Origin of the sequence: Streptomyces inhibens, assembly GCF_003389455.1 — a bacterium.
Taxonomy (GTDB): Bacteria; Actinomycetota; Actinomycetes; order Streptomycetales; family Streptomycetaceae; genus Streptomyces; species Streptomyces inhibens.
This window is the reverse complement of record NZ_QUAC01000099.1, coordinates 1-20,591: the sequence shown is the minus strand read 5'-3', so window position 1 is coordinate 20,591 and position 20,591 is coordinate 1. Positions and strand designations below refer to the sequence as shown.

The window sequence follows — 20,591 nt, the reverse complement described above, 5'->3', positions numbered from 1 at the left end:
CCGCGGCCCCGCCCCCCACGGCGAGGCCGAGGCCCGGGGGCCACGGGGTCCGGGCCGCCGCCCCGCTGTCCGACGAGGACCGCGGCCGGCTGCTGGGCGGCGCCCACCACGACCCGCACGGGCTGCTCGGTGCGCATCCCGTGCGCGGCGGGCTGCTCATCCGGGTGCTGCGGCCCTGTGCGCAGGGCGTCACCGTCCTGGCGCCGGGGCTCCGCGCCGACCTGCACCCCGAGGGCGACGGGCTGTTCGCCGGGATCCTGCCGCTGCACACCGTCCCGGACTACGAGCTGCTGGTCGACTACGGCCAGTCCACCGTGACCGTGCGGGACCCCTATCGCTTTCTGCCCGCGCTCGGCGAGATGGATCTGCATCTGTTCGCCGAGGGCCGCCACGAGCAGCTGTGGCAGGCGCTCGGCGCACGGACCATGGACCACCAGGGGGTGACCGGCACCCGTTTCACGCTCTGGGCGCCCAACGCGCAGGGCGTCCGGGTCGTCGGCAACTTCAACTGCTGGGACGGCACCGGCCACCCGATGCGCTCGCTGGGCTCCTCCGGCGTCTGGGAGCTCTTCCTCCCGGGCATCGGCGAGGGCGAGCTGTACAAGTTCGAGATCACCCGGCCGGACGGCTCCAGGACCGTACGCGCCGACCCGATGGCCCGGCGGACCGAGTGCCCGCCCGCCACCGCCTCGATCGTGGACGCGTCGCACCACCGCTGGCAGGACGACGGCTGGATGGCCCGGCGCGGTGAGCGTCCGGTGCACGAGGCGCCGTTCTCCGTCTACGAGGTGCACCTCGCCTCCTGGCGCCCTGGTCTCACCTACCGCCAGCTGGCCGCTCAACTCCCCTCCTACGTCAAGGACCTGGGCTTCACCCACGTCGAGTTCATGCCGGTCTCCGAGCATCCCTTCGGCGGCTCCTGGGGCTATCAGGTGACCGGGTTCTACGCGCCCACCGCCAGGATGGGCACCCCGGACGACTTCAGGTTCCTGGTCGACGCGCTGCACCGGGCCGGCATCGGGGTGCTGATGGACTGGGTCCCCGCGCACTTCCCGCGCGACGACTGGGCGCTGGCGGAGTTCGACGGCCGCCCGCTGTACGAGCACCAGGACCCGGCACGGGCCGCGCACCCGGACTGGGGCACCCTGGAATTCGACTACGGCCGCACCGAGGTGCGTAACTTCCTGGTCGCCAACGCCGTGTACTGGTGCGCGGAGTTCCATATCGACGGGCTGCGCGTGGACGCGGTCGCCTCGATGCTCTATCTCGACTACTCGCGTGAGGACGGCGGCTGGACCCCGAACGTCAACGGCGGCCGGGAGAACCTCGATGCGGTCGCCTTCCTCCAGGAGATGAATGCGACGGTCTACCGCCGCTGTCCCGGTGTCGTCACCATCGCCGAGGAGTCCACGGCCTGGGACGGTGTCACCCGCGCCACCCATCACGTCGGGCCCGGCGGTTTCGGCGGTCTGGGCTTCGGGCTGAAGTGGAACATGGGCTGGATGCACGACTCCCTCGGCTATGTCTCCAAGGAGCCGGTGCACCGTAAGTACCACCACGGTGAGATGACCTTCTCCATGATCTACGCCTACTCCGAGAACTATGTGCTGCCGATCTCGCACGACGAGGTCGTGCACGGCAAGCGCGCGCTGGTGTCGAAGATGCCCGGTGACTGGTGGCAGCAGCGCGCCAACCACCGGGCGTACCTCGGATTCATGTGGGCCCACCCCGGCAAGCAACTCCTCTTCATGGGGCAGGAGTTCGCCCAGGGCGCGGAGTGGGCGGAGAGCCATGGCCCGGACTGGTGGCTGCTCGACCCGTCCTACGAGGCCGAGCCGGACCACCGGGGCGTACGCGATCTCGTACGCGAGCTGAACCGTCGTTACACCGCCACGCCCGCGCTGTGGGAACGCGACACCGATCCGGCCGGCTTCTCCTGGATCGACGGCGATGCGAGCGAGGACAACGTCTTCTCCTTCCTGCGCTTCGCTGCCGACGGCTCACCCCTGATCGCGGTCACCAACTTCTCCCCCGTCGTACGCCACGCCTACCGGCTCGGCGTCCCCGACCACATCCCCGCCTGGCGCGAGATCCTCAACACCGACGATCCGCGCTACGGCGGCAGCGGCGTCGCCAACCCCGACCTCCTCAAGGCCGAACCGACCCCCTGGAACGGACGCTCCGCCTCCCTCGCCCTCGTCCTCCCGCCGCTGGCCACCCTCTGGCTGCGACCGGCCTGAGCCCTTACGGCGCGTGCTTGTCGGATCCTGCTCCGTCCGCCGCGGCATCGACCGGCGCCGCCCCCGCCATGCCCCGCCTCAGAACGACCCCGAGTCCCCGCCGAACCCAACCGTCCTCCACGTCCCCATACCTGGCTCCTCACATGCTCGTACCCCCTGCGCAACCGGCCCCGGCCGGCGGCGTTTTCCCCGTCATCTGCATGGTGCCAGGGGGCACTGACAATCGACCCCCGGCGGGGAAAGCAGCAGGTCAGAGCGGCATGAAGAGCAGCTTCACCCCCGGGTACGCCGAAGGGGCGGATGCCGGATCCGGCACCCGCCCCTTCTCCCCTCCTACGCGGCCCGGGGCCTGAGGAATCAGACCTTGGCGGACGTCTTCGCCGCCCCGCCGTCGCGCGGCTCGATGATCTGCGCGGCCGGCGGCTCGCCGTGCGCGTCGTCGACCAGCGTCTTCTCGTCGAACGGCACCCGGCCGGCGAGCACCTCCGTCACCCGGGCCTTGTCGATCTCCTTGGTCCAGGTGCCGATCAGGACCGTGGCGACCGCGTTGCCCGCGAAGTTGGTCAGGGCGCGCGCCTCGCTCATGAAGCGGTCGATACCGACGATCAGCCCGACGCCGTCGACCAGTTCGGGCCGGTGCGACTGCAGTCCGCCGGCCAGCGTGGCCAGGCCGGCGCCGGTGACGCCCGCCGCACCCTTCGACGCGATGATCATGAAGACCAGCAGCGAGATCTGCTGGCCGAGCGCGAGCGGCTTGCCCATCGCCTCGGCCACGAACAGCGAGGACATCGTCAGGTAGATGGCGGTGCCGTCGAGGTTGAAGCTGTAGCCGGTCGGGACGGTGATGCCGACCACCGGCTTGCTGACGCCCAGGTGCTCCATCTTCGCGATCAGCCGGGGCAGCGCCGACTCCGAGGAGGAGGTGGACAGGATCAGCAGGAATTCGCGCGCCAGGTACTTCAGCAGCTGGAAGATGCTGACGCCGGCGCACAGCCGGAGCAGCGCGCCGAGCACCACGATCACGAACAGCAGGCAGGTGGTGTAGAAGCCGACCATGATGATGGCCAGCGACTTCAGCGCGTCCAGTCCGGTCTCGCCGACCACCGCCGCTATGGCGCCGAAGGCACCCACCGGCGCCGCCCACATGATCATGGAGAGCACCCGGAAGACCAGCTTCTGGAGGTGCCCGACACCGCGCAGCACCGGCTCGCCCGCCGAGCCCAGCGCCTGAAGCGCGAAGCCGACCAGCAGCGCCACCAGCAGCGTCTGCAGCACCTCGCCCTCGGTGAAGGCGGAGACCAGCGTCTTGGGGATCATGCCGAGCAGGAACTCGGGCAGGGACTCGCCGCCGCCCTCGGTCTGGGCCTGGCCCGCGTGCCGCACGGTCTCGGTCAGGTGCAGACCGGAGCCGGGCTCCAGGATGTTGCCGACGACCAGGCCGATGGCCAGCGCGACGGTGGACATCACCATGAAGTAGCCGAGGGCCAGTCCGCCCACCGCGCCGACCTTGGCGGCCTTACGGACCGAGCCGACGCCCAGCACGATGGTGCAGAAGATGACCGGCGAAATCATCATCTTGATCAGGTTCACGAACCCGGTGCCGAGCGGCTTGAGCTCGACGGCGACACCCGGGGCGGCGAAGCCCACGACGATGCCGAGCAGCACCGCCCCGATGACGGCGATGTAAAGGAAGTGGGTCCGGTCCCGCTTTACCGGCACGGTCTCCTTGGTGGTTGCCCCGGACGGCGGGGTCTGTGCAGCCACGGCTGCCTCCTCGGGTCTACGGCTGTGCGCTGATCTGCGGCTCTGCGGCTCTGCGACACAACAAGTCCCGGCGACTATGCACGCCGCTGTGGCGCCCGTCACCCTTACGTACATTTCGTTCACGTGAAACTGACCGTGCAGACTGTTCTGTATGCGACTCCCCCGACCCCGGCGGCCCCGCCGGCTGCGCGGCCCCCGCAGCCTCGCCGGGCAGCTCTTCGCCATGCAGGTGGTGCTGGTGGCGGTGGTCGTGGCGGGCTGCGCCGTCTTCGCGTACGTCAGCGCCGGCCGGCAGGCGGAGGAGACCGCGCGGCGGCAGGCGACCGCGGCGGCCACCGCCGTCGCCGACTCCCCGGCCGTGGTGGCGGCGGCCCGTACCAAGAACCCGACGGCCGCGCTCCAGCCGTACACCGAGCGGCTGCGGCGCGACGCGGGCGTCGACTTCGTGGTGGTGATGGCCCCGGACGGGACGCGCTGGACGCACCCGGAGCCGTCCGCGATCGGCAAGAAGTACCTGGGGCACATCGGCCCGGCGCTGCACGGCAAGATCTTCCCCGAGACGCATATGGGCGTGCTCGGCCCGTCCGTACGGGTGGTGGCGCCGGTCCGTGACGCACGGCGCGGCGGCCGGATCACGGCGCTGGTCAGCTCCGGGATCACCATCAAGACGATCAGTCAGCAGCTGCGTGACCAGGTGCTCGCGCTGGTCGGGGTGGCCTCGGCGGCACTCGCGCTCGGCGGGCTGGGCACGTATGTGATCAATGCCCGGCTCCGGCGGCACACCCATGGGATGAACGCCCAGGAGCTCAGCCGGATGCACGACTACCACCAGGCCGCGCTGCACGCCGTACGCGAGGGGCTGCTGATGCTCGACGGGCAGCGCAGGGTCGCCCTGATCAACGACGGCGGACGGGAGTTGCTGGGGCTGTCCGGTGATGCGGTGGGCCGGCTCGTCACCGATCTGGGGCTGCCGGAGCCGCTGACCGAGGTGCTGCGCTCGCCCGGTCCGCGGGTCGACGAACTGCATCTGACCAGCGAGCGGGTGCTGGTCGTCAACTCCGCACCGGTCTCCGGCGGCGAGCACCGCGGCAGTGTGGTCACCCTCCGCGACCACACCGAACTCCAGGCGCTGTCCGGCGAGTTGGACTCGGTGCGCGGCTTCACCGAGGCGCTGCGCTCGCAGGCGCACGAGGCCGCCAACCGGCTGCACACGGTGGTTTCGCTGATCGAACTGGGGCGTGCCGAGGAGGCCGTGGAGTTCGCCACCGCGGAGCTGGAGCTGGCGCAGGCGCTGACCGACCAGGTCGTCGGCGCGGTCGCCGAGCCGGTGCTCGCCGCGCTGCTGCTCGGCAAGGCGGCACAGGCCAATGAACGCGGCGTCGAGCTGACGCTGACCCCGGACAGCCGGATCGACGACGGGCTGCTGCCGCCCGGGCTGCCGGCCCGCGATCTGGTGACGGTGCTGGGCAATCTCCTCGACAACGCCATCGACGCCGCGGCCCCGACCCAGGAGCACGGCGCCATCGAGCCGCCGCGGGTGCGGGTCACCGCGCGGGCGGCCGAGGGCGAGCTGCTGCTGCGGGTGGCGGACAACGGGCCGGGGGTGGCCGCGGAGGCCGCCGAGGAGATCTTCCGGCGGGGCTGGAGCACCAAGCAGAGCGGGACCGGCCCGTTGGCGCGGGGCCGCGGGCTGGGCCTCGCCCTGGTCCGGCAGGCCGTACGGCGCAACGGCGGCACCCTCACGCTCGACCGGGCGGCGGAGGGCGGCGCGCGGTTCACCGTACGGTTGCCACTGCGGGCGGAGGCGACGGCATGACGGCCCCGCCCACGGCGTCAGCCGGCGCCGGCGAGGCGGCCGGTCCGGTCCCTACGGCCGCGAAAGCCCGTGCGGCCACGAGAGGAAGTGCCGGGTGACCCCCTCCGACATCCGGGTCCTGGTCGTCGAGGACGACCCGGTGGCCGCCGCCGCGCACGCCCTGTACGTCGGGCGGGTGCCCGGCTTCACCGTCTCCGGCACCGTGCACTCCGGCGGCGACGCCCGCCGCCACCTGGAACAGCACGCCGTCGATCTGCTGCTGCTCGACCTCTATCTGCCCGACGGCCACGGGCTCCAGCTGGTGCGGACGCTGCGCGCGGCCGGCCACACCGCCGACATCATCGCGGTCACCTCCGCCCGCGATCTGGCGAGGGTGCGCGAGGGCGTCTCGCTCGGCGTGGTGCAGTACGTGCTGAAGCCGTTCACCTTCGCGACACTGCGCGACCGGCTCACCCGCTACGCCGAGTTCCGCGCCACCACCGGGGAGGCCAGTGGGCAGGACGAGGTGGACCGGGCGATCGCCGCACTGCGCTCACCGCGCCCGGCCGCGCTGCCCAAGGGGCTGACCGCGGCCACCCTGCGGGCGGTGACCGATGTGCTGCGGGCCGCCGAGAGCGGGCTGACGGCGACCGAGGCGGCCACCGACGTGGGCATCTCCCGGATCACCGCGCGCCGCTATCTGGAGCATCTCGTCGAGAGCGGCCGGGCCGCCCGCGCCCCGCAGTACGGCCAGGTCGGCCGCCCCGAATTGCGCTATCGCTGGTCGGGCCATTGACCCACTGTGAGCGGTGACTTACTTTCAGCGGGCAGTACGCCGTGGTTGGTTGACCGTGGTGTGTTGACCGTGGTTCGTCGCTGGAGGTCGTGCCGTGCGCCCCACCGCCCCGCTGATTCTTCTCGCCGCCGCCGTCGTGGCCGCCGGCACGCTCACCGCCTGCGGCAGCGGGTCCGGGAGCGACGGCAACACCGTCAAGATCGCCTTCATCAAGGACACCAACAGCAAGGTCACGGTCCGGGACGACTACATCCGCCTCGTGGCGAAGCAGTTCGAGAAGGACAACCCCGGCAAGAAGGTCAGACTCGTCCCGATCCAGGCGTCGGAGAACGACTACTACACCAAGATCCAGCAGATGATGCGCTCCCCGCGGACCGCGCCGGACCTGGTCTACGAGGACACCTTCCTGGTCAACTCCGATATCAAGGCCGGGCTGTTGCGGCCGCTGGATCCGTACATCGGCAAGTGGGACGACTGGCGGCAGTTCGAGCCGGCCGCCAGGGCCGCGGCCAGGGGGCAGGACGGCAAGACCTACGGCGTCCCGGACGGCACGGACACCCGCGGGCTGTGGTTCAACAAGAAGATCTTCAAGAAGGTCGGGCTGCCGGCCGACTGGCGGCCCAGAACCTGGGACGAGGTGCTGGACGCGGCCCGGACGATCAAGAAGAAGGTCCCCGGCGTCATCCCGCTGAACGTCTTCACCGGCAAGGGCGCGGGCGAGGCCGCCGTGATGCAGGGCTTCGAGATGCTGCTGTACGGCACCGGCGAGAGTCAGCTCTACGACCCGGGCAGCAAGAAATGGGTCACCGGCACCAAGGGCTTCAAGGACAGCCTGACCTTCATCGACACGGTCTACAAGGAGAAGCTCGGGCCCGAGGTCTCCGATGCGCTCAGCCCCAACATCCAGACCAATGTGGCCGCCGAACTGCTGCCCGAGGAGAAGCTCGCCATCGACCTCGACGGCTCGTGGCTGGGCCAGCAGTGGCAGAAGACGGGCGGCGGCAACCCGTGGCCCGAGTGGTCGACGACGCTCGGCCAGGCGCCGTTCCCCACCCAGCACGGCACCCCGCCCGGGAAGGTGAGCCTGGCCGGCGGCTGGACCTGGTCGGTGCCACAGCGGTCCCAACAGCCCGATCTGGCCTGGAAGTTGATCCAGACCTTCCAGTCGAGGCAGAACGCCCTGGAGTGGTGTGTACGGGGCGCCCAGATCGCGGTCCGCAAGGACGTCGCGGCCGACCCGCGCTATCTCAAGTCCGTGCCCGGCATCGGCTTCTTCACGGGGCTGGTCAAGATCAGCCAGTACCGGCCCGCGCTGCCCGCCTATCCCAAGGTCGCCGCGGCGATCGGTGAGGCGATGGAGGCGGTCACCGCCGACGACTCCTCGCCGGACGAGGCGGCCAAGGACTATGACGCGGCGCTGAAGTCCCTCGTCGACGGCAAGACCGTCGCCAAGCCATGACCGGCGCCGTCGACAGCACCGCGCCCCGCGCCGGTACACCGCGCGCCCGCACACCACATGCCCCCACGCCGCACACCCCGAAGGCCCACCGCGCCCGTACGCGTCTGCTGCGCTGGTCCCCGCTCGCCCCGGCCACCGTCCTGCTGCTGCTCTTCCTCGCCGGCCCCATCGGCTACTGCGTCTACATCGCCTTCACCGACACCCAGTTGACCGGCCAGGAGTCGGCGTCCTTCGTCGGCCTGGCCAACTTCCGGCACGCCTTCGGCGACCCGGCCTTCCTCAACGCGGTCGTGCTGACCCTGGTGTTCACCGTGATCTCCTCGATCCTCGGACAGAACACCCTGGGCCTCGCCCTGGCCGGTCTGATGCGGCGCGCCTCGCGGCCCGTACGGTCCCTGACCGGTGCGATGGTGATCACCGCCTGGGTGCTCCCGGAGATCGTCGCGGGCTTCTTGCTCTACACCTTCTTCGAGCGGCGCGGCACCCTCAACGCGCTCCTGGGCTGGCTCCATCTGCCCGCCCAGAACTGGCTGTTCACCCTGCCCATCCTCGCCGTGTCGTTCGCCAACGTCTGGCGCGGCACGGCGTTCTCGATGCTGATCTACTCCGCGGCGCTCTCCGAGATCCCCCAGGAGATCACCGAGTCCGCCCAGGTCGACGGCGCGGGCGGACTGCGGCGGCTGTGGCACATCACGCTGCCGATGATCCGCCGCTCCATCGGCACCAATCTGATGCTCAACACCCTTCAGACGCTCTCCGTCTTCGGGCTGATCTGGGCGATGACGCGGGGCGGTCCGGGAAACCGCAGCCAGACCCTGCCGGTGTTCATGTACGACCAGGCGTTCCTGAAGTCCCTGATCGGCTACGGCACCGCGGTGGCGCTGCTGTTGCTGCTGGTGGGCGCGGTGTTCTCGGTCGTCTATCTGCGCCTGATGCGCGAGGAGGTCTGAGCCGTGCCGCTCCCCCGCCGCCTCCCCCGCCGCCTCCTCCCCCAAGCTCTCCGACAAGTTCCGAGCAGGGGGCGCCCCCAGCGGCTGGCCGCCGACGCCGGGCTGCTGGTCGCCGCGGTGGCGTTCGCGGTTCCGCTGGTCTGGCTGGTGCTGTCGTCGCTGGATGCGGAGGCGACGCTGCGGGTGCGGCTGCCGAAGTCCCCGACGGTGGACAACTTCTCGGCGGTGCTGACCGACGAGATCACCTTCACCCCGATGCTCAACAGCCTGCTGATCTGCGGCGGCGCCACGCTGCTCACCGTGGTCTGCGCGGCGCTCGCCGCCTATCCGCTGTCCCGCTTCCGCTCCCGCTTCAGCCGCCCGTACCTGCTGACGATCCTGTTCTCGACCTGTCTGCCGATCACCGCGATCATGGTTCCGGTCTACGGGCTGTTCGTGCAGGTCAATCTGATCGACACCCGGTACGGCACCGCGCTGTTCCTGGCCGCGGCCCAACTCCCGTTCGCCATCTGGCTGATGAAGAACTTCATGGACGGGGTCCCGAGGGTCCTTGAGGAGGCGGCGTGGACGGACGGCGCCTCCTGGTCGCAGACCCTGCTGCGGGTGATTCTGCCGCTGATGGGCCCCGGCCTCGCCGTCGTCGCGATCTACACCTTCATCATGATGTGGGGCAATTTCTTCGTACCCTTCATGCTGCTGCTCTCCCCGGAGCAACTGCCCGCCTCGGTAAGCATTTTCAATTTCTTCGGCAATTACGGCGCCATCGCGTTCGGCGAACTCGCGGCATTTTCGATCCTGTACTCGACACCGGTCGTCCTGCTGTACATCCTTATCTCCAGGCGGCTGGGCGGCGGCTTTGCGCTGGGCGGTGCGGTGAAGGGCTGAGCACCGCCCCTTGGCGGAAAAACCGCCCAGGCCGGGCCGGAAAACCGGCCGACTAGTAGCTTCCTACGACTTTCAACCCTGTATATCCGCACGATAGGTGCGAAGGCGCTTCGTCACTTACCGTGTGCCGGTGAACACGCAAGCCGGGGAGCCGCGCACGCCCCCTTTCAATGCCGAAGCCGCCCGCCGGCTCCGCGAGGCCCTCGGCATGACCCCTGCCCATGTCGCCTACGGAATATGGGCCGCCTACGGAATACAGATATCGCCCTCGACCGTGGCCTCCTGGGAATTGGCGGAAAGCACCCCCACGGAAGCCGAACTGACCGCGCTGGCCGGCGCCCTGTGGTGCGCCCCCGGGGAGCTCCTCGGCGCACCGGGCACCCTGCGCGAATACCGCCTCGCGCTCGGCCTCGCCCCCGACGACCTCGCACTGCGCATCGGCATGGACCAGAGCGCGTACGAGCGGCTGGAGGCCGGCGGGAAGTGGAGCGGCAACGACCGGCAGGCCGCGGCGCTCGCCGAGGCGCTGGATCTGCCTACGCCCGCGCTGATCCGGTTCACCGGCCAGGACAAGAAGCTGACCGAGCTGCTGACCAGCGCCGCCGCCACCCGCTGGCAGGCCTACGTCCGGCCGGTCGGCAAGCTCGTACCGCTGCCCAAGCAGCACATCCAGGACGTCCTCCAGGAGCTGCACACCGACTATCAGGCGTCCATGACGGCTACGCTCAACTGGGGCGGCGGCGAGGGCACCGATGACTCCGGCAAGGCGGGGCGCGCCTTCCTCGACGACATCCTGGCGGAGTTCTGGGAGCGGGTCGGCAGGCAGCGGCCCTGAGGCACCCCTGAGACATCCCGTCGGCCACAGGTCGGACCGCCGTCCCCCCAGAGGATGACGCCGGGGACGGTGATGGCACTTCCGGCCGGTCCGAGTTTCGGTCCCCGCGGGTGACGCCCCGCTGACCTGTGCATTCAAGAATGGGGACGTCGAATTTTCCGTCCCCCTTCAGGAGTACCCGTGTCCCACGCGGCCGCCGTTTCCGGTTCCCCCGGTTCTTTTGCCCCCACCCGTGCCGTCGCCGCGCGGGCTACGGATCTGAGCAAGGTCTACGGCCAGGGGGAGACCCGTGTGGTCGCGCTGGACTCCGTCTCGGTCGAGTTCGGCAAGGCCCGGTTCACCGCGATCATGGGCCCGTCCGGCTCCGGCAAGTCGACGCTGATGCACTGCATGGCCGGCCTGGACTCGATCTCCACCGGCTCGGCCCGGATCGGCGACGTGGAGCTGGGCTCGCTCAACGACAAGCAGCTGACGCGGCTGCGCCGGGACAAGATCGGCTTCATCTTCCAGGCGTTCAATCTGCTGCCGACGCTGTCCGCGCTGGAGAACATCACGCTGCCGATGGACATCGCGGGCCGTAAGCCCGACAAGGGGTGGCTGAACGCCGTCATCGAGACCGTCGGCCTGTCGGGGCGGCTCACGCACCGGCCGGCGCAGCTCTCCGGCGGTCAGCAGCAGCGGGTCGCGGTCGCCCGGGCGCTGGCCGCCCAGCCGGAGATCATCTTCGCGGACGAGCCGACCGGCAACCTCGACTCCCGCTCCGGCGCCGAAGTACTGGGCTTTCTGCGGGAGTCGGTGCGGGCGATGGACCAGACGGTGGTGATGGTCACCCATGACCCGGTCGCCGCCGGCTATGCCGACCGGGTGGTCTTCCTCGCGGACGGCCGGATCGTCGAGGAGCTGTACGAGCCGACCGCGGACGCCGTCCTGGACCGGATGCGGCTCTTCGAGGCCAAGGGCCGGACGAGCTAGCCAAGGGCCGTACCAGCTGACGCGGGCGCACCGCGCGCCGCCCTTCCGTATCCCGAGCACCGGACCCCAGGACTGACACCACCACCATGCTGCGTACCGCCCTGCGCAATCTTCTTGCGCACAAAGCCCGATTGATGATGACCGCGCTCGCGGTCCTGCTCGGCGTCGCCTTCGTCGCCGGCACCCTCATCTTCAGCGACACCGTCGGTGAGGCCGTCAAGAACGCCTCCGCCAAGAACCTCAAGGACGTGGCCGTCTCCGTACAGGCCACCTCCGCCCCCGACGCCCCCGTGCCGGAGCGCGGCGACAAGCGGGCCACCGCCCTCGACGACAAACTGGCCGACCGGATCCGTGCACTGCCCGGTGTGCAGGCCGTACGGACCGATGTCACCGGCTCGGCGACGCTCGCCGACACCGACAACCAGCCGATCGGCAACGGCTGGCAGAACCTCGCCACCAACTACCAGCCGGGCAAGGACGGCAAGGACAGCCGCTATCCGCTGGTCTCCGGCCGCGGCCCGGCGGCCGACGACGAGATCGCGCTGGCCGAGACCACCGCGAAGGCGGCAGGCGTCGGGATCGGCGACACCATACGGTTCGCCACCGACGGGCCGGTGCTGAAGAAGCGCCTGGTCGGCATCGTGGCGAGCGACGACCCGCAGGTGACCGCGGGCGGCAGCCTGGCGCTGTTCGACACCGCCACCGCGCAGAAGCTCTATCTGCACCCCGGCCAGTTCGACGAGCTGATCGTCACGGCCACGCCCGGCACCGACCAGCAGGCGCTGACCGCGAAGGTCCGCGCACTGCTGCCGAAGAAGCGGGCCGAGGCGACCAGCGGCAGTGAGCTGGCCGCCCAGCAGTCCAAGATGATCGCCGAGCAGAACAGCGCGCTGAACAACACCCTGCTGACCTTCGCCGGTATCGCCCTGTTCGTCGGTGTGTTCATCATCGCCAACACCTTCACCATGCTGATCTCCCAGCGCAGCCGCGAGATCGCGCTGCTGCGCGCGGTCGGTGCCTCGCGCCGGCAGGTCGTCCGCTCGGTGCTCGCCGAGGCGGGGCTGCTGGGGCTGATCTCCTCGGTCGTCGGCTTCGCACTGGGTACGGGGATCGCCGTGGGGCTGCGGGCGGTGCTGGACGCCAACGGGGCGGGCTTCCCGGACGGGCCGCTCATCATCAGCCCGAACGCGGTGCTCTCCGCCCTGGGTGTGGGCGTCGTGGTGACCGTACTGGCCGCCTGGCTGCCGTCCCGTAAGGCGGCGAAGATCGCGCCGGTGGAGGCGCTGAGCAGCGTCGAGGCGCCGCCCGCACAGCGCAGCCTGGTCGTCCGCAACATCATCGGCTCGGTGATCACCGGTCTCGGCGTCGCCGTGATGCTGTGGGTCTCAACCCTCAGGTCCGGTGACGATGTGCCGATCGCCATGCTGGGCTCGATGCTGACGCTGATCGGCGTGATCATCCTGGCGCCGCTGCTGTCCCGTCCGCTGGTCTCGCTGGCGGGCCTGGTCACCATCCGGCTGTTCGGCATCGGCGGCAAGCTGGCCAAGGAGAACGCGCTGCGCAATCCGCGCCGTACGGCGGCCACCGGGTCCGCGCTGATGATCGGCCTCACTCTGATCACCGGTATGACGGTCGTCGGGCACTCGGCGCAGCTGGGCATGGACAAGATGGCGGCCAGCGGGCTGACCGCCGACTACCAGATCAAGACCTCGACCTTCGTCGGGCTGGATCCCCGGCTGTCGAAGAAGGTGGCACAGGTCCCGGGCGTCGAAGCGGTGGCCCCGTTGCGCGGCACCGGCTTCACCACCAAGGGCGGCTTCGGCTACATCCGGGGCACCGACCTCTCGCAGATCGACAAGGTCACCCACCTCACCTTCCGGCAGGGCTCGCTGGATGCCGTACGGGCCGGCGGTATCGCCGTCTCGCAGACGGTGGCCAAGCAGCACGGCTGGCGGGCCGGTGACACGGTGAACGTCGGGTTCGACGACAAGAAGCAGACCCGGCTGAAGGTCGCCGCGGTCTACGCGGACAACGAGGTGCTGGGTGAGTCCTTCGCCGATGTCTCGCTGGTCGACCCGCATCTGACGCAGATCAAGAACGAGGAGCTGCTGGTGAAGGCGGCCGGCGGCGGCTCCCCGGCGCTGGTCAAGGACATCCGGCGGGCGCTCGGCGACAGCCCGTTGCTGAAGATCCAGAACCGCGACGAGCTGCGCAAGGAGACCGCCGGCCAGATCGACACCATCGTGAACATGGTCTACGGGCTGCTGGCCATGGCCGTCATCATCGCGGTGGTCGGCGTCGTCAACACCCTGGCGATGTCGGTGTTCGAGCGGACCCGGGAGATCGGGATGCTGCGGGCGATCGGCCTGGCGCGCAGCGGCATCAAGCAGATGGTGCGGCTGGAGTCGGTGGTGATCTCGCTGTTCGGCGCGGTGCTCGGCATGGGCGTGGGCATCTTCCTGGCCTGGGCCGGCGGCAAGATGGTCGGCTCGTCGTTCCCGACGTACGAGATGGTGCTGCCCTGGGGCAGGCTCGGCCTGTTCCTGCTGATCGCGCTGGTCGTGGGCGTGCTGGCGGCTCTGTGGCCGGCCCGCCGGGCGGCCCGGCTGAACATGCTGGAGGCCATCGGCGCGCAGTGATACGGAGCACGAGAACGGCGGCGCGCCTGCCCTCGACCGAGGGGAGGCGCGCCGCCGTTGTGGTCTGCAAAAGCGGGCTCAGAAGACCGACTCGGCCTCGTCCATCCGCCACTCGGGCACCGTCTTGAGCTCGGTGACCGCTTCGGCCAGCGGCACCATCGTGATGTCGGTGCCGCGCAGCGCGGTCATCTTGCCGAAGTCGCCGCGGTGCGCGGCCTCCACGGCGTGCCAGCCGAAGCGGGTGGCGAGCACCCGGTCGTACGCGGTCGGGGTGCCACCGCGCTGGACATGGCCGAGGATGACCGGGCGGGCCTCCTTGCCGAGGCGCTTTTCCAGTTCGATGGCGAGGTGGTTGCCGATGCCGGAGAACCGCTCATGACCGAACTGGTCGATCGCGCCCTTCTTGTAGTCCATGGTCTCCGCGGCCGGGTGCGCGCCCTCGGCGACACAGACGACGGCGAACTTCTTGCCCCGGGCGAACCGCTCCTCGACCATCGTGACCAGGTCGTTGACGTCGAAGGCGCGCTCGGGCAGGCAGATGCCGTGGGCGCCGCCGGCCATGCCGGACTCCAGCGCGATCCAGCCCGCGTGCCGGCCCATGACCTCGACGACCATCACGCGCTGGTGCGATTCGGCGGTGGTCTTGAGGCGGTCGATCGCCTCGGTCGCGACGCCGACGGCGGTGTCGAAGCCGAAGGTGCGGTCGGTGGAGGAGATGTCGTTGTCGATGGTCTTGGGGACGCCGACGACCGGCAGTCCGGCGTCCGACAGCATCCGGGCGGCGGTGAGGGTGCCCTCGCCGCCGATCGGGATCAGGACGTCGATACCGTAGTCCTTGGAGTGGTCCTTGGCGTCCTCGCAGGCCTCACGGAGCCGGGCGCGCTCCAGCCGGGACGAGCCGAGGATGGTGCCGCCGCGGGCGAGGATGCCGCTGACGGCTTCGAGGTCGAGCTTGCGGAAGCGGCCGTCGAGCAGACCGGCGAAGCCGTCCTCGAAACCTATGACCTCGTCGCCGTGGCCGGTGAGGGCGCGATGGACAACAGACCGGATCACAGCATTCAGGCCGGGACAGTCGCCGCCTGCGGTGAGGACTCCGATACGCATCGTGCTGTGTCTCCTGTGCTCGCTGTCGGTTCCTGACCCGGTCCGATTGTTTCACGGTCGGACAGACACCGGCCTCACTCTTGGCCCCCACCCCTACTGTCCCCGCACGGGCTCCGCAAGGGAAACTGGGAGAGCGACTTAGCCACACGCGCAGGTATTGTCAAGAGGGGCAAGCGCACAATAACGGCTGATTTTGACCTTGTGACCAACGGAATGGATCGGAGAGCACGCGTGACGCGCAGCGTGTACGTGACCGGTATCGACCGCGGCGACGGCCGCCAGGTCGTGGAGCTGGGAGTCATGGAGCTCCTGACCCGCCACGTCGACCGGGTGGGGGTCTTCCGCCCGCTGGTCCACAACGACGGACCCGACCGACTGTTCGACCTGCTGCGGGCCCGCTACCGGCTCACCCAGTCCGCCGACACCGTATACGGGCTGAGTTACGAGGAGGCCGCCACCCTCCAGGCCGAGCGCGGCACCGACGAGCTGGTCTCCCGGCTCGTCGACCGCTTTCACGCCGTGGCCAGGGACTATGAGTACGTCCTGGTCCTCGGCTCGGACTACGCCGCCACCAGTCTCCCGGCCGAGCTGAACCTCAACGCCCGGCTCGCCAACGAATTCGGCGCCGCGGTGCTGGCCGTCGTCGGCGGCCAGGGCCAGGAGGCCGAGTCCGTACGCGCCGAGGCCCGCAACGCCTACCGCGCCTACCACTCGCTGGGCTGCGATGTCGTGGCCATGGTCGTCAACCGGGTGGCTCCCGAGCACCGCGAGGCCGTCGTCGACCGGCTCTCCGCCCGCCTGCCCGTGCCCTGCTACGCACTCCCCGAGGACGGCTCGCTCTCCGCGCCGACCGTCGGCCAGATCGTGCACACCCTGGGCGCCGAGGTACTGCTCGGCGACGACTCCGGGCTCGCCAGGGACGCCCGCGACTTCGTCTTCGGCGGCGCCATGCTGCCGACCTTCCTCAAGGCGCTCACCCCCGGCTGCCTCGTGGTGACCCCCGGGGACCGGGCCGACCTGGTCATCGGCTCGCTCGCCGCGCACAGCGCCGGCGCCCCGCCGATCGCCGGTGTGCTGCTCACCCTCGACGAGAAGCCCGGCCCGGACATCATGGCGCTGGCGAGCCGGCTCGCCCCCGGGACCCCGGTCGTCTCCGTACCCGGTGGGTCCTTTCCCACCGCCGCCGAGCTGTTCGCGATCGAGGGCAAGCTCAACGCCGCCTCGCCGCGCAAGGCGGAGACCGCGCTCGGCCTGTTCGAGCGGCATGTGGACACCGTGGAGCTGACGAACCGTATCTCCGTGGCCCGCTCGGGCCGGGTCACGCCGATGATGTTCGAACACGAGCTGATCGAGCGCTCCCGCTCCGGCCGCCGCCGGGTCGTCCTCCCGGAGGGCACCGAGGAGCGGGTGCTGCGCGCCGCCGATGTGCTGCTGCGCCGCGACGTCTGCGATCTGACGCTGCTGGGCGAGGAGGAGGCGATCCGCAAGCGCGCCGCCGACCTGGCCATCGACCTGGCGAACGCCCAGATCATCGACCCGCAGACCTCCGAGCTGCGCGAGCGGTTCGCCGAGCGGTACGCCGCGCTCCGCGCCCACAAGGGCGTCAGCGTCGAGCTGGCCTTCGACGTCGTCGCGGATGTCTCCTACTTCGGCACGCTGATGGTCCAGGAAGGCCTGGCCGACGGCATGGTCTCGGGCGCGGTGCACTCCACCGCGGCCACCATCCGCCCCGCCTTCGAGATCATCAAGACGAAGCCGGGCGCCCAGATCGTGTCCTCGGTGTTCTTCATGTGCCTGGCCGACCGGGTGCTGGTCTACGGCGACTGCGCGGTCAACCCGGACCCGAACGCCGAACAGCTGGCGGACATCGCCATCCAGTCGGCCACCACCGCCGCACAGTTCGGTGTCGAGCCGCGGATCGCAATGCTGTCGTACTCCACCGGCACCTCCGGGTCCGGCGCGGACGTCGACAAGGTCCGCAAGGCCACCGAGATCGTCCGCGAGCTCCGTCCCGATCTGCTGGTCGAGGGCCCGATCCAGTACGACGCGGCAGTGGACACGGCGGTCGCGCAGACCAAGCTCCCCGACTCCGACGTCGCCGGCAAGGCCACCGTGCTGATCTTCCCCGACCTCAACACCGGCAACAACACCTACAAGGCCGTGCAGCGCTCGGCCGGTGCGGTCGCCGTCGGCCCGGTCCTCCAAGGCCTGCGCAAGCCGGTCAACGACCTCTCGCGCGGCGCCCTGGTCCAGGACATCGTCAACACCGTGGCCATCACCGCCATCCAGGCGCAGGGCGCCCAGCCCGGCGCCGGACACACCGCCTGACCCGGCCCCCGCATCCGTCCCCCCTCCCCATCGGAAAGCGCTACATGACTGCCAATGCCACCCGCGTCCTCGTCCTCAACTCCGGCTCCTCATCGGTGAAGTACCAGCTGCTCGACATGAGCGGCACGCAGTCGACCGGCGGCTCCGCCGCGGGCCGGCTCGCCGTCGGTCTGGTCGAGCGGATCGGTGAAGAGACCTCGCGCCTGGCCCACACCCCGCTGGCCACCGGCGGCGACAAGCGCGAGACCGAAGGCCCGATAGCCGACCACGAGGCCGCGCTGAAGGCCGTCGCCGCGGAGCTGGCCGCGGACGGTCTCGGTCTCGACTCGCCGGAACTGGCCGCGATCGGGCACCGGGTGGTGCACGGCGGGCTGAAGTTCACCGCCCCGACCGTGATCGACGACGCGGTGCTCAAGGAGATCGAGCGGCTGGTGCCGGTCGCGCCGCTGCACAACCCGGCCAACCTCATCGGCATCAGGACCGCCCAGGCGCTCCGCCCCGACCTGCCGCAGGTCGCGGTCTTCGACACCGCCTTCCACACCACGATGCCGGAGTACGCGGCCCGCTACGCCATCGACGTGGCGACCGCCGACGCCCACCGCATCCGCCGCTACGGCTTCCACGGCACCTCGCACGCCTATGTCTCGCGCAAGACCGCGGCGCTGCTGGGCAAGGACCCCTCCGAGGTCAATGTCATCGTGCTGCACCTGGGCAACGGCGCCTCCGCCTCGGCGGTGGCCGGCGGCCGCTGTGTGGACACCTCGATGGGCCTGACGCCGCTGGAGGGCCTGGTCATGGGCACCCGCTCCGGCGACATCGACCCGGCGGTGACCTTCCACCTCAAGCGGGTGGCGGGGATGTCGACGGACGAGATCGATGTGCTGCTCAACAAGAAGAGCGGTCTGGTCGGGCTGTGCGGCGACAACGACATGCGGGAGATCCGGCGCCGGATCGACGAGGGCGACGAGCGCGCCGAGCTGGCCTTCGACATCTACATCCACCGGCTGAAGAAGTACATCGGCGCCTACACCGCGGTGCTCGGCCGGGTCGACGCGGTGGCGTTCACGGCGGGCGTCGGCGAGAACGCCGCCCCGGTGCGCGAGGCCGCCCTCGCCGGTCTGGAGCAGCTGGGCATGGCGGTGGACGCCTCGCTCAACGCCGTACGGTCCGACGAGCCCCGGCTGATCTCTCCCGAGTACGCCCGGGTCGCGGTCGCCGTCGTACCCACCGACGAGGAACTGGAGATCGCCCAGCAGACATACGCCCTGGTCAACGCCTAGACATTGGTGTTTCCACCTACCGGAATATTCCGCTCTGAAACAAACCGATAGGATTCCGCCATGCGCCGTTCCAAAATCGTCTGCACCCTGGGCCCCGCCGTCGACTCCTACGACCAGCTGAAGACGCTGATCGAGGCCGGTATGAACGTGGCCCGATTCAATATGAGCCACGGGACCCAGCCGGAGCACGAGGAGCGGTACCACCGCCTCCGCAAGGCTTCCGAGGAGACCGGCCGCGCCGTTGGCGTACTGGCCGACCTCCAGGGCCCCAAGATCCGCCTGGAGACCTTCGCCGACGGCCCCGTGGAGCTGGTGCGCGGCGATGAGTTCGTCATCACCACCGAGGACGTACCCGGCGACAAGACCATCTGCGGTACGACCTACAAGGGCCTGCCGGGCGATGTCTCCAAGGGCGACCCGGTCCTGATCAACGACGGCAATGTCGCGCTCCAGGTCACCGAGGTCGACGGCCCGCGGGTGCGGACCATCGTCATCGAGGGCGGGGTCATCTCCGACCACAAGGGCATCAACCTGCCCGGCGCCGCGGTGAACGTCCCCGCGCTGTCCGAGAAGGACATCGAGGACCTCAAGTTCGCCCTGAAGATGGGCTGCGACATGGTCGCGCTGTCCTTCGTGCGGGACGCCAAGGACGTCCAGGACGTGCACCGCGTCATGGACGAGGTCGGCCGCCGGGTCCCGGTCATCGCCAAGGTCGAGAAGCCGCAGGCGGTGGCGAACATGCAGGAGGTCGTGATGGCCTTCGACGCCGTCATGGTCGCCCGTGGTGACCTGGCGGTGGAGTACCCGCTGGAGAAGGTCCCGATGGTGCAGAAGCGCCTGGTGGAGCTGTGCCGCAGGAACGCCAAGCCGGTGATCGTCGCGACCCAGATGATGGAGTCGATGATCACCAACTCCCGGCCGACCCGCGCCGAGGCGTCCGACGTCGCCAACGCCATCCTCGACGGCGCCGACGCGGTCATGCTCTCCGCGGAGTCGTCCGTCGGCGCGTACCCGATCGAGACCGTCAAGACGATGTCGAAGATCGTCGAGGCGGCCGAGGAGGAGCTGCTCTCCAAGGGCCTCCAGCCGCTGGTGCCCGGCAAGAAGCCGCGTACGCAGGGTGGCGCGGTGGCCCGTGCGGCCTGCGAGATGGCCGACTTCCTGGACGGCAAGGCGCTGGTGGCCTTCACCAAGTCCGGCGACACCGCCCGCCGGCTGTCCCGCTACCGCGCGGCCCAGCCGATCCTGGCCTTCACCACCGACGCCGCCACCCGCAATCAGCTCACCCTGAGCTGGGGCGTGGACAGCTTCGTGGTGGAGCACGTCGACAACACCGACGCGATGGTCGATCTGGTGGACGCCGAGCTGCTCAAGCTCCAGCGCTACAGCAAGGGCGACACCATGCTCATCACCGCCGGTTCGCCCCCCGGCGTCCCCGGCACCACCAACATGGTCCGGGTGCACCACCTGGGCGGCCAGAGCGCCTGACCCGCCCGTCATGACAAACGGCGGTGGGCCGCCCCCTGTTGGGGCGGCCCACCGCC

The 20,591-nt window shown here is 70.1% G+C and carries 14 protein-coding genes; 12 read left to right on the top strand and 2 right to left on the bottom strand.

What is annotated here, in order from left to right; all coding sequences use genetic code 11:
• The coding region (gene glgB, locus DY245_RS13120; RefSeq protein ID WP_425329378.1) for a 1,4-alpha-glucan branching enzyme at positions 1–2,240 on the top strand (2,240 nt) is incomplete at its 5' end.
• A 357-nt stretch (positions 2,241–2,597) separates the two neighbouring features.
• On the opposite strand, the gene DY245_RS13115 is transcribed toward glgB, so the two are convergent.
• On the bottom strand, positions 2,598–4,004 hold the full coding sequence (locus DY245_RS13115) for a cation:dicarboxylate symporter family transporter (RefSeq protein ID WP_128506888.1): 1,407 nt from the start codon (positions 4,002–4,004) through the stop codon (positions 2,598–2,600).
• 151 nt (positions 4,005–4,155) lie between these two features.
• On the opposite strand from DY245_RS13115, the gene DY245_RS13110 reads away from it, so the two are divergent.
• The 8 genes from DY245_RS13110 to DY245_RS13075 all read left to right on the top strand — a co-directional run bounded on the left by DY245_RS13110 (position 4,156) and on the right by DY245_RS13075 (position 14,335).
• A complete protein-coding gene (locus tag DY245_RS13110) occupies positions 4,156–5,820 on the top strand; it encodes a sensor histidine kinase (protein ID WP_128506886.1) in 1,665 nt (554 codons plus the stop codon).
• 94 nt (positions 5,821–5,914) lie between these two features.
• A complete protein-coding gene (locus DY245_RS13105; protein ID WP_128506884.1) occupies positions 5,915–6,595 on the top strand; it encodes a response regulator in 681 nt (226 codons plus the stop codon).
• A 94-nt stretch (positions 6,596–6,689) separates the two neighbouring features.
• Entirely contained in the window at positions 6,690–8,054 is a 1,365-nt protein-coding gene (locus DY245_RS13100) for an extracellular solute-binding protein (RefSeq protein ID WP_128506882.1), read from the top strand.
• Positions 8,051–9,004 carry a carbohydrate ABC transporter permease gene (locus tag DY245_RS13095; protein WP_181923657.1) on the top strand — a complete coding sequence of 318 codons (954 nt, stop codon included), beginning with the start codon at positions 8,051–8,053 and terminating at the stop codon, positions 9,002–9,004. Before DY245_RS13100 ends, DY245_RS13095 begins: the two co-directional genes overlap by 4 nt.
• A gap of 3 nt (positions 9,005–9,007) precedes the next feature.
• Positions 9,008–9,889: a carbohydrate ABC transporter permease gene (locus DY245_RS13090; protein WP_425329377.1), complete on the top strand. Its 882-nt coding sequence runs from the start codon at positions 9,008–9,010 to the stop codon at positions 9,887–9,889.
• A gap of 124 nt (positions 9,890–10,013) precedes the next feature.
• Positions 10,014–10,724 (top strand): helix-turn-helix domain-containing protein, encoded by a 711-nt coding sequence (locus tag DY245_RS13085; RefSeq protein WP_128506880.1) that lies wholly within the window; start codon positions 10,014–10,016, stop codon positions 10,722–10,724.
• 180 nt (positions 10,725–10,904) lie between these two features.
• Entirely contained in the window at positions 10,905–11,696 is a 792-nt protein-coding gene (locus DY245_RS13080; RefSeq protein WP_128506878.1) for an ABC transporter ATP-binding protein, read from the top strand.
• 86 nt (positions 11,697–11,782) lie between these two features.
• Entirely contained in the window at positions 11,783–14,335 is a 2,553-nt protein-coding gene (locus tag DY245_RS13075) for an ABC transporter permease (protein ID WP_128506876.1), read from the top strand.
• Positions 14,336–14,413: 78 nt separating this feature from the next.
• On the opposite strand, the gene DY245_RS13070 is transcribed toward DY245_RS13075, so the two are convergent.
• Positions 14,414–15,439: an ATP-dependent 6-phosphofructokinase gene (locus DY245_RS13070; protein WP_128506874.1), complete on the bottom strand. Its 1,026-nt coding sequence runs from the start codon at positions 15,437–15,439 to the stop codon at positions 14,414–14,416.
• Positions 15,440–15,670: 231 nt separating this feature from the next.
• Here DY245_RS13070 and pta point away from each other — a divergent pair, with 231 nt between their 5' ends.
• From pta to pyk, 3 genes are read left to right on the top strand one after another with little or no spacing between them, the layout of a single operon-like run.
• Entirely contained in the window at positions 15,671–17,767 is a 2,097-nt protein-coding gene (gene pta, locus DY245_RS13065) for a phosphate acetyltransferase (protein WP_128506872.1), read from the top strand.
• Between the two features lie 44 nt (positions 17,768–17,811).
• Entirely contained in the window at positions 17,812–19,047 is a 1,236-nt protein-coding gene (locus tag DY245_RS13060; protein ID WP_128506870.1) for an acetate kinase, read from the top strand.
• 60 nt (positions 19,048–19,107) lie between these two features.
• On the top strand, positions 19,108–20,535 hold the full coding sequence (gene pyk / locus DY245_RS13055; RefSeq protein WP_128506868.1) for a pyruvate kinase: 1,428 nt from the start codon (positions 19,108–19,110) through the stop codon (positions 20,533–20,535).
• The last annotated feature ends 56 nt before the right edge of the window (positions 20,536–20,591 follow it).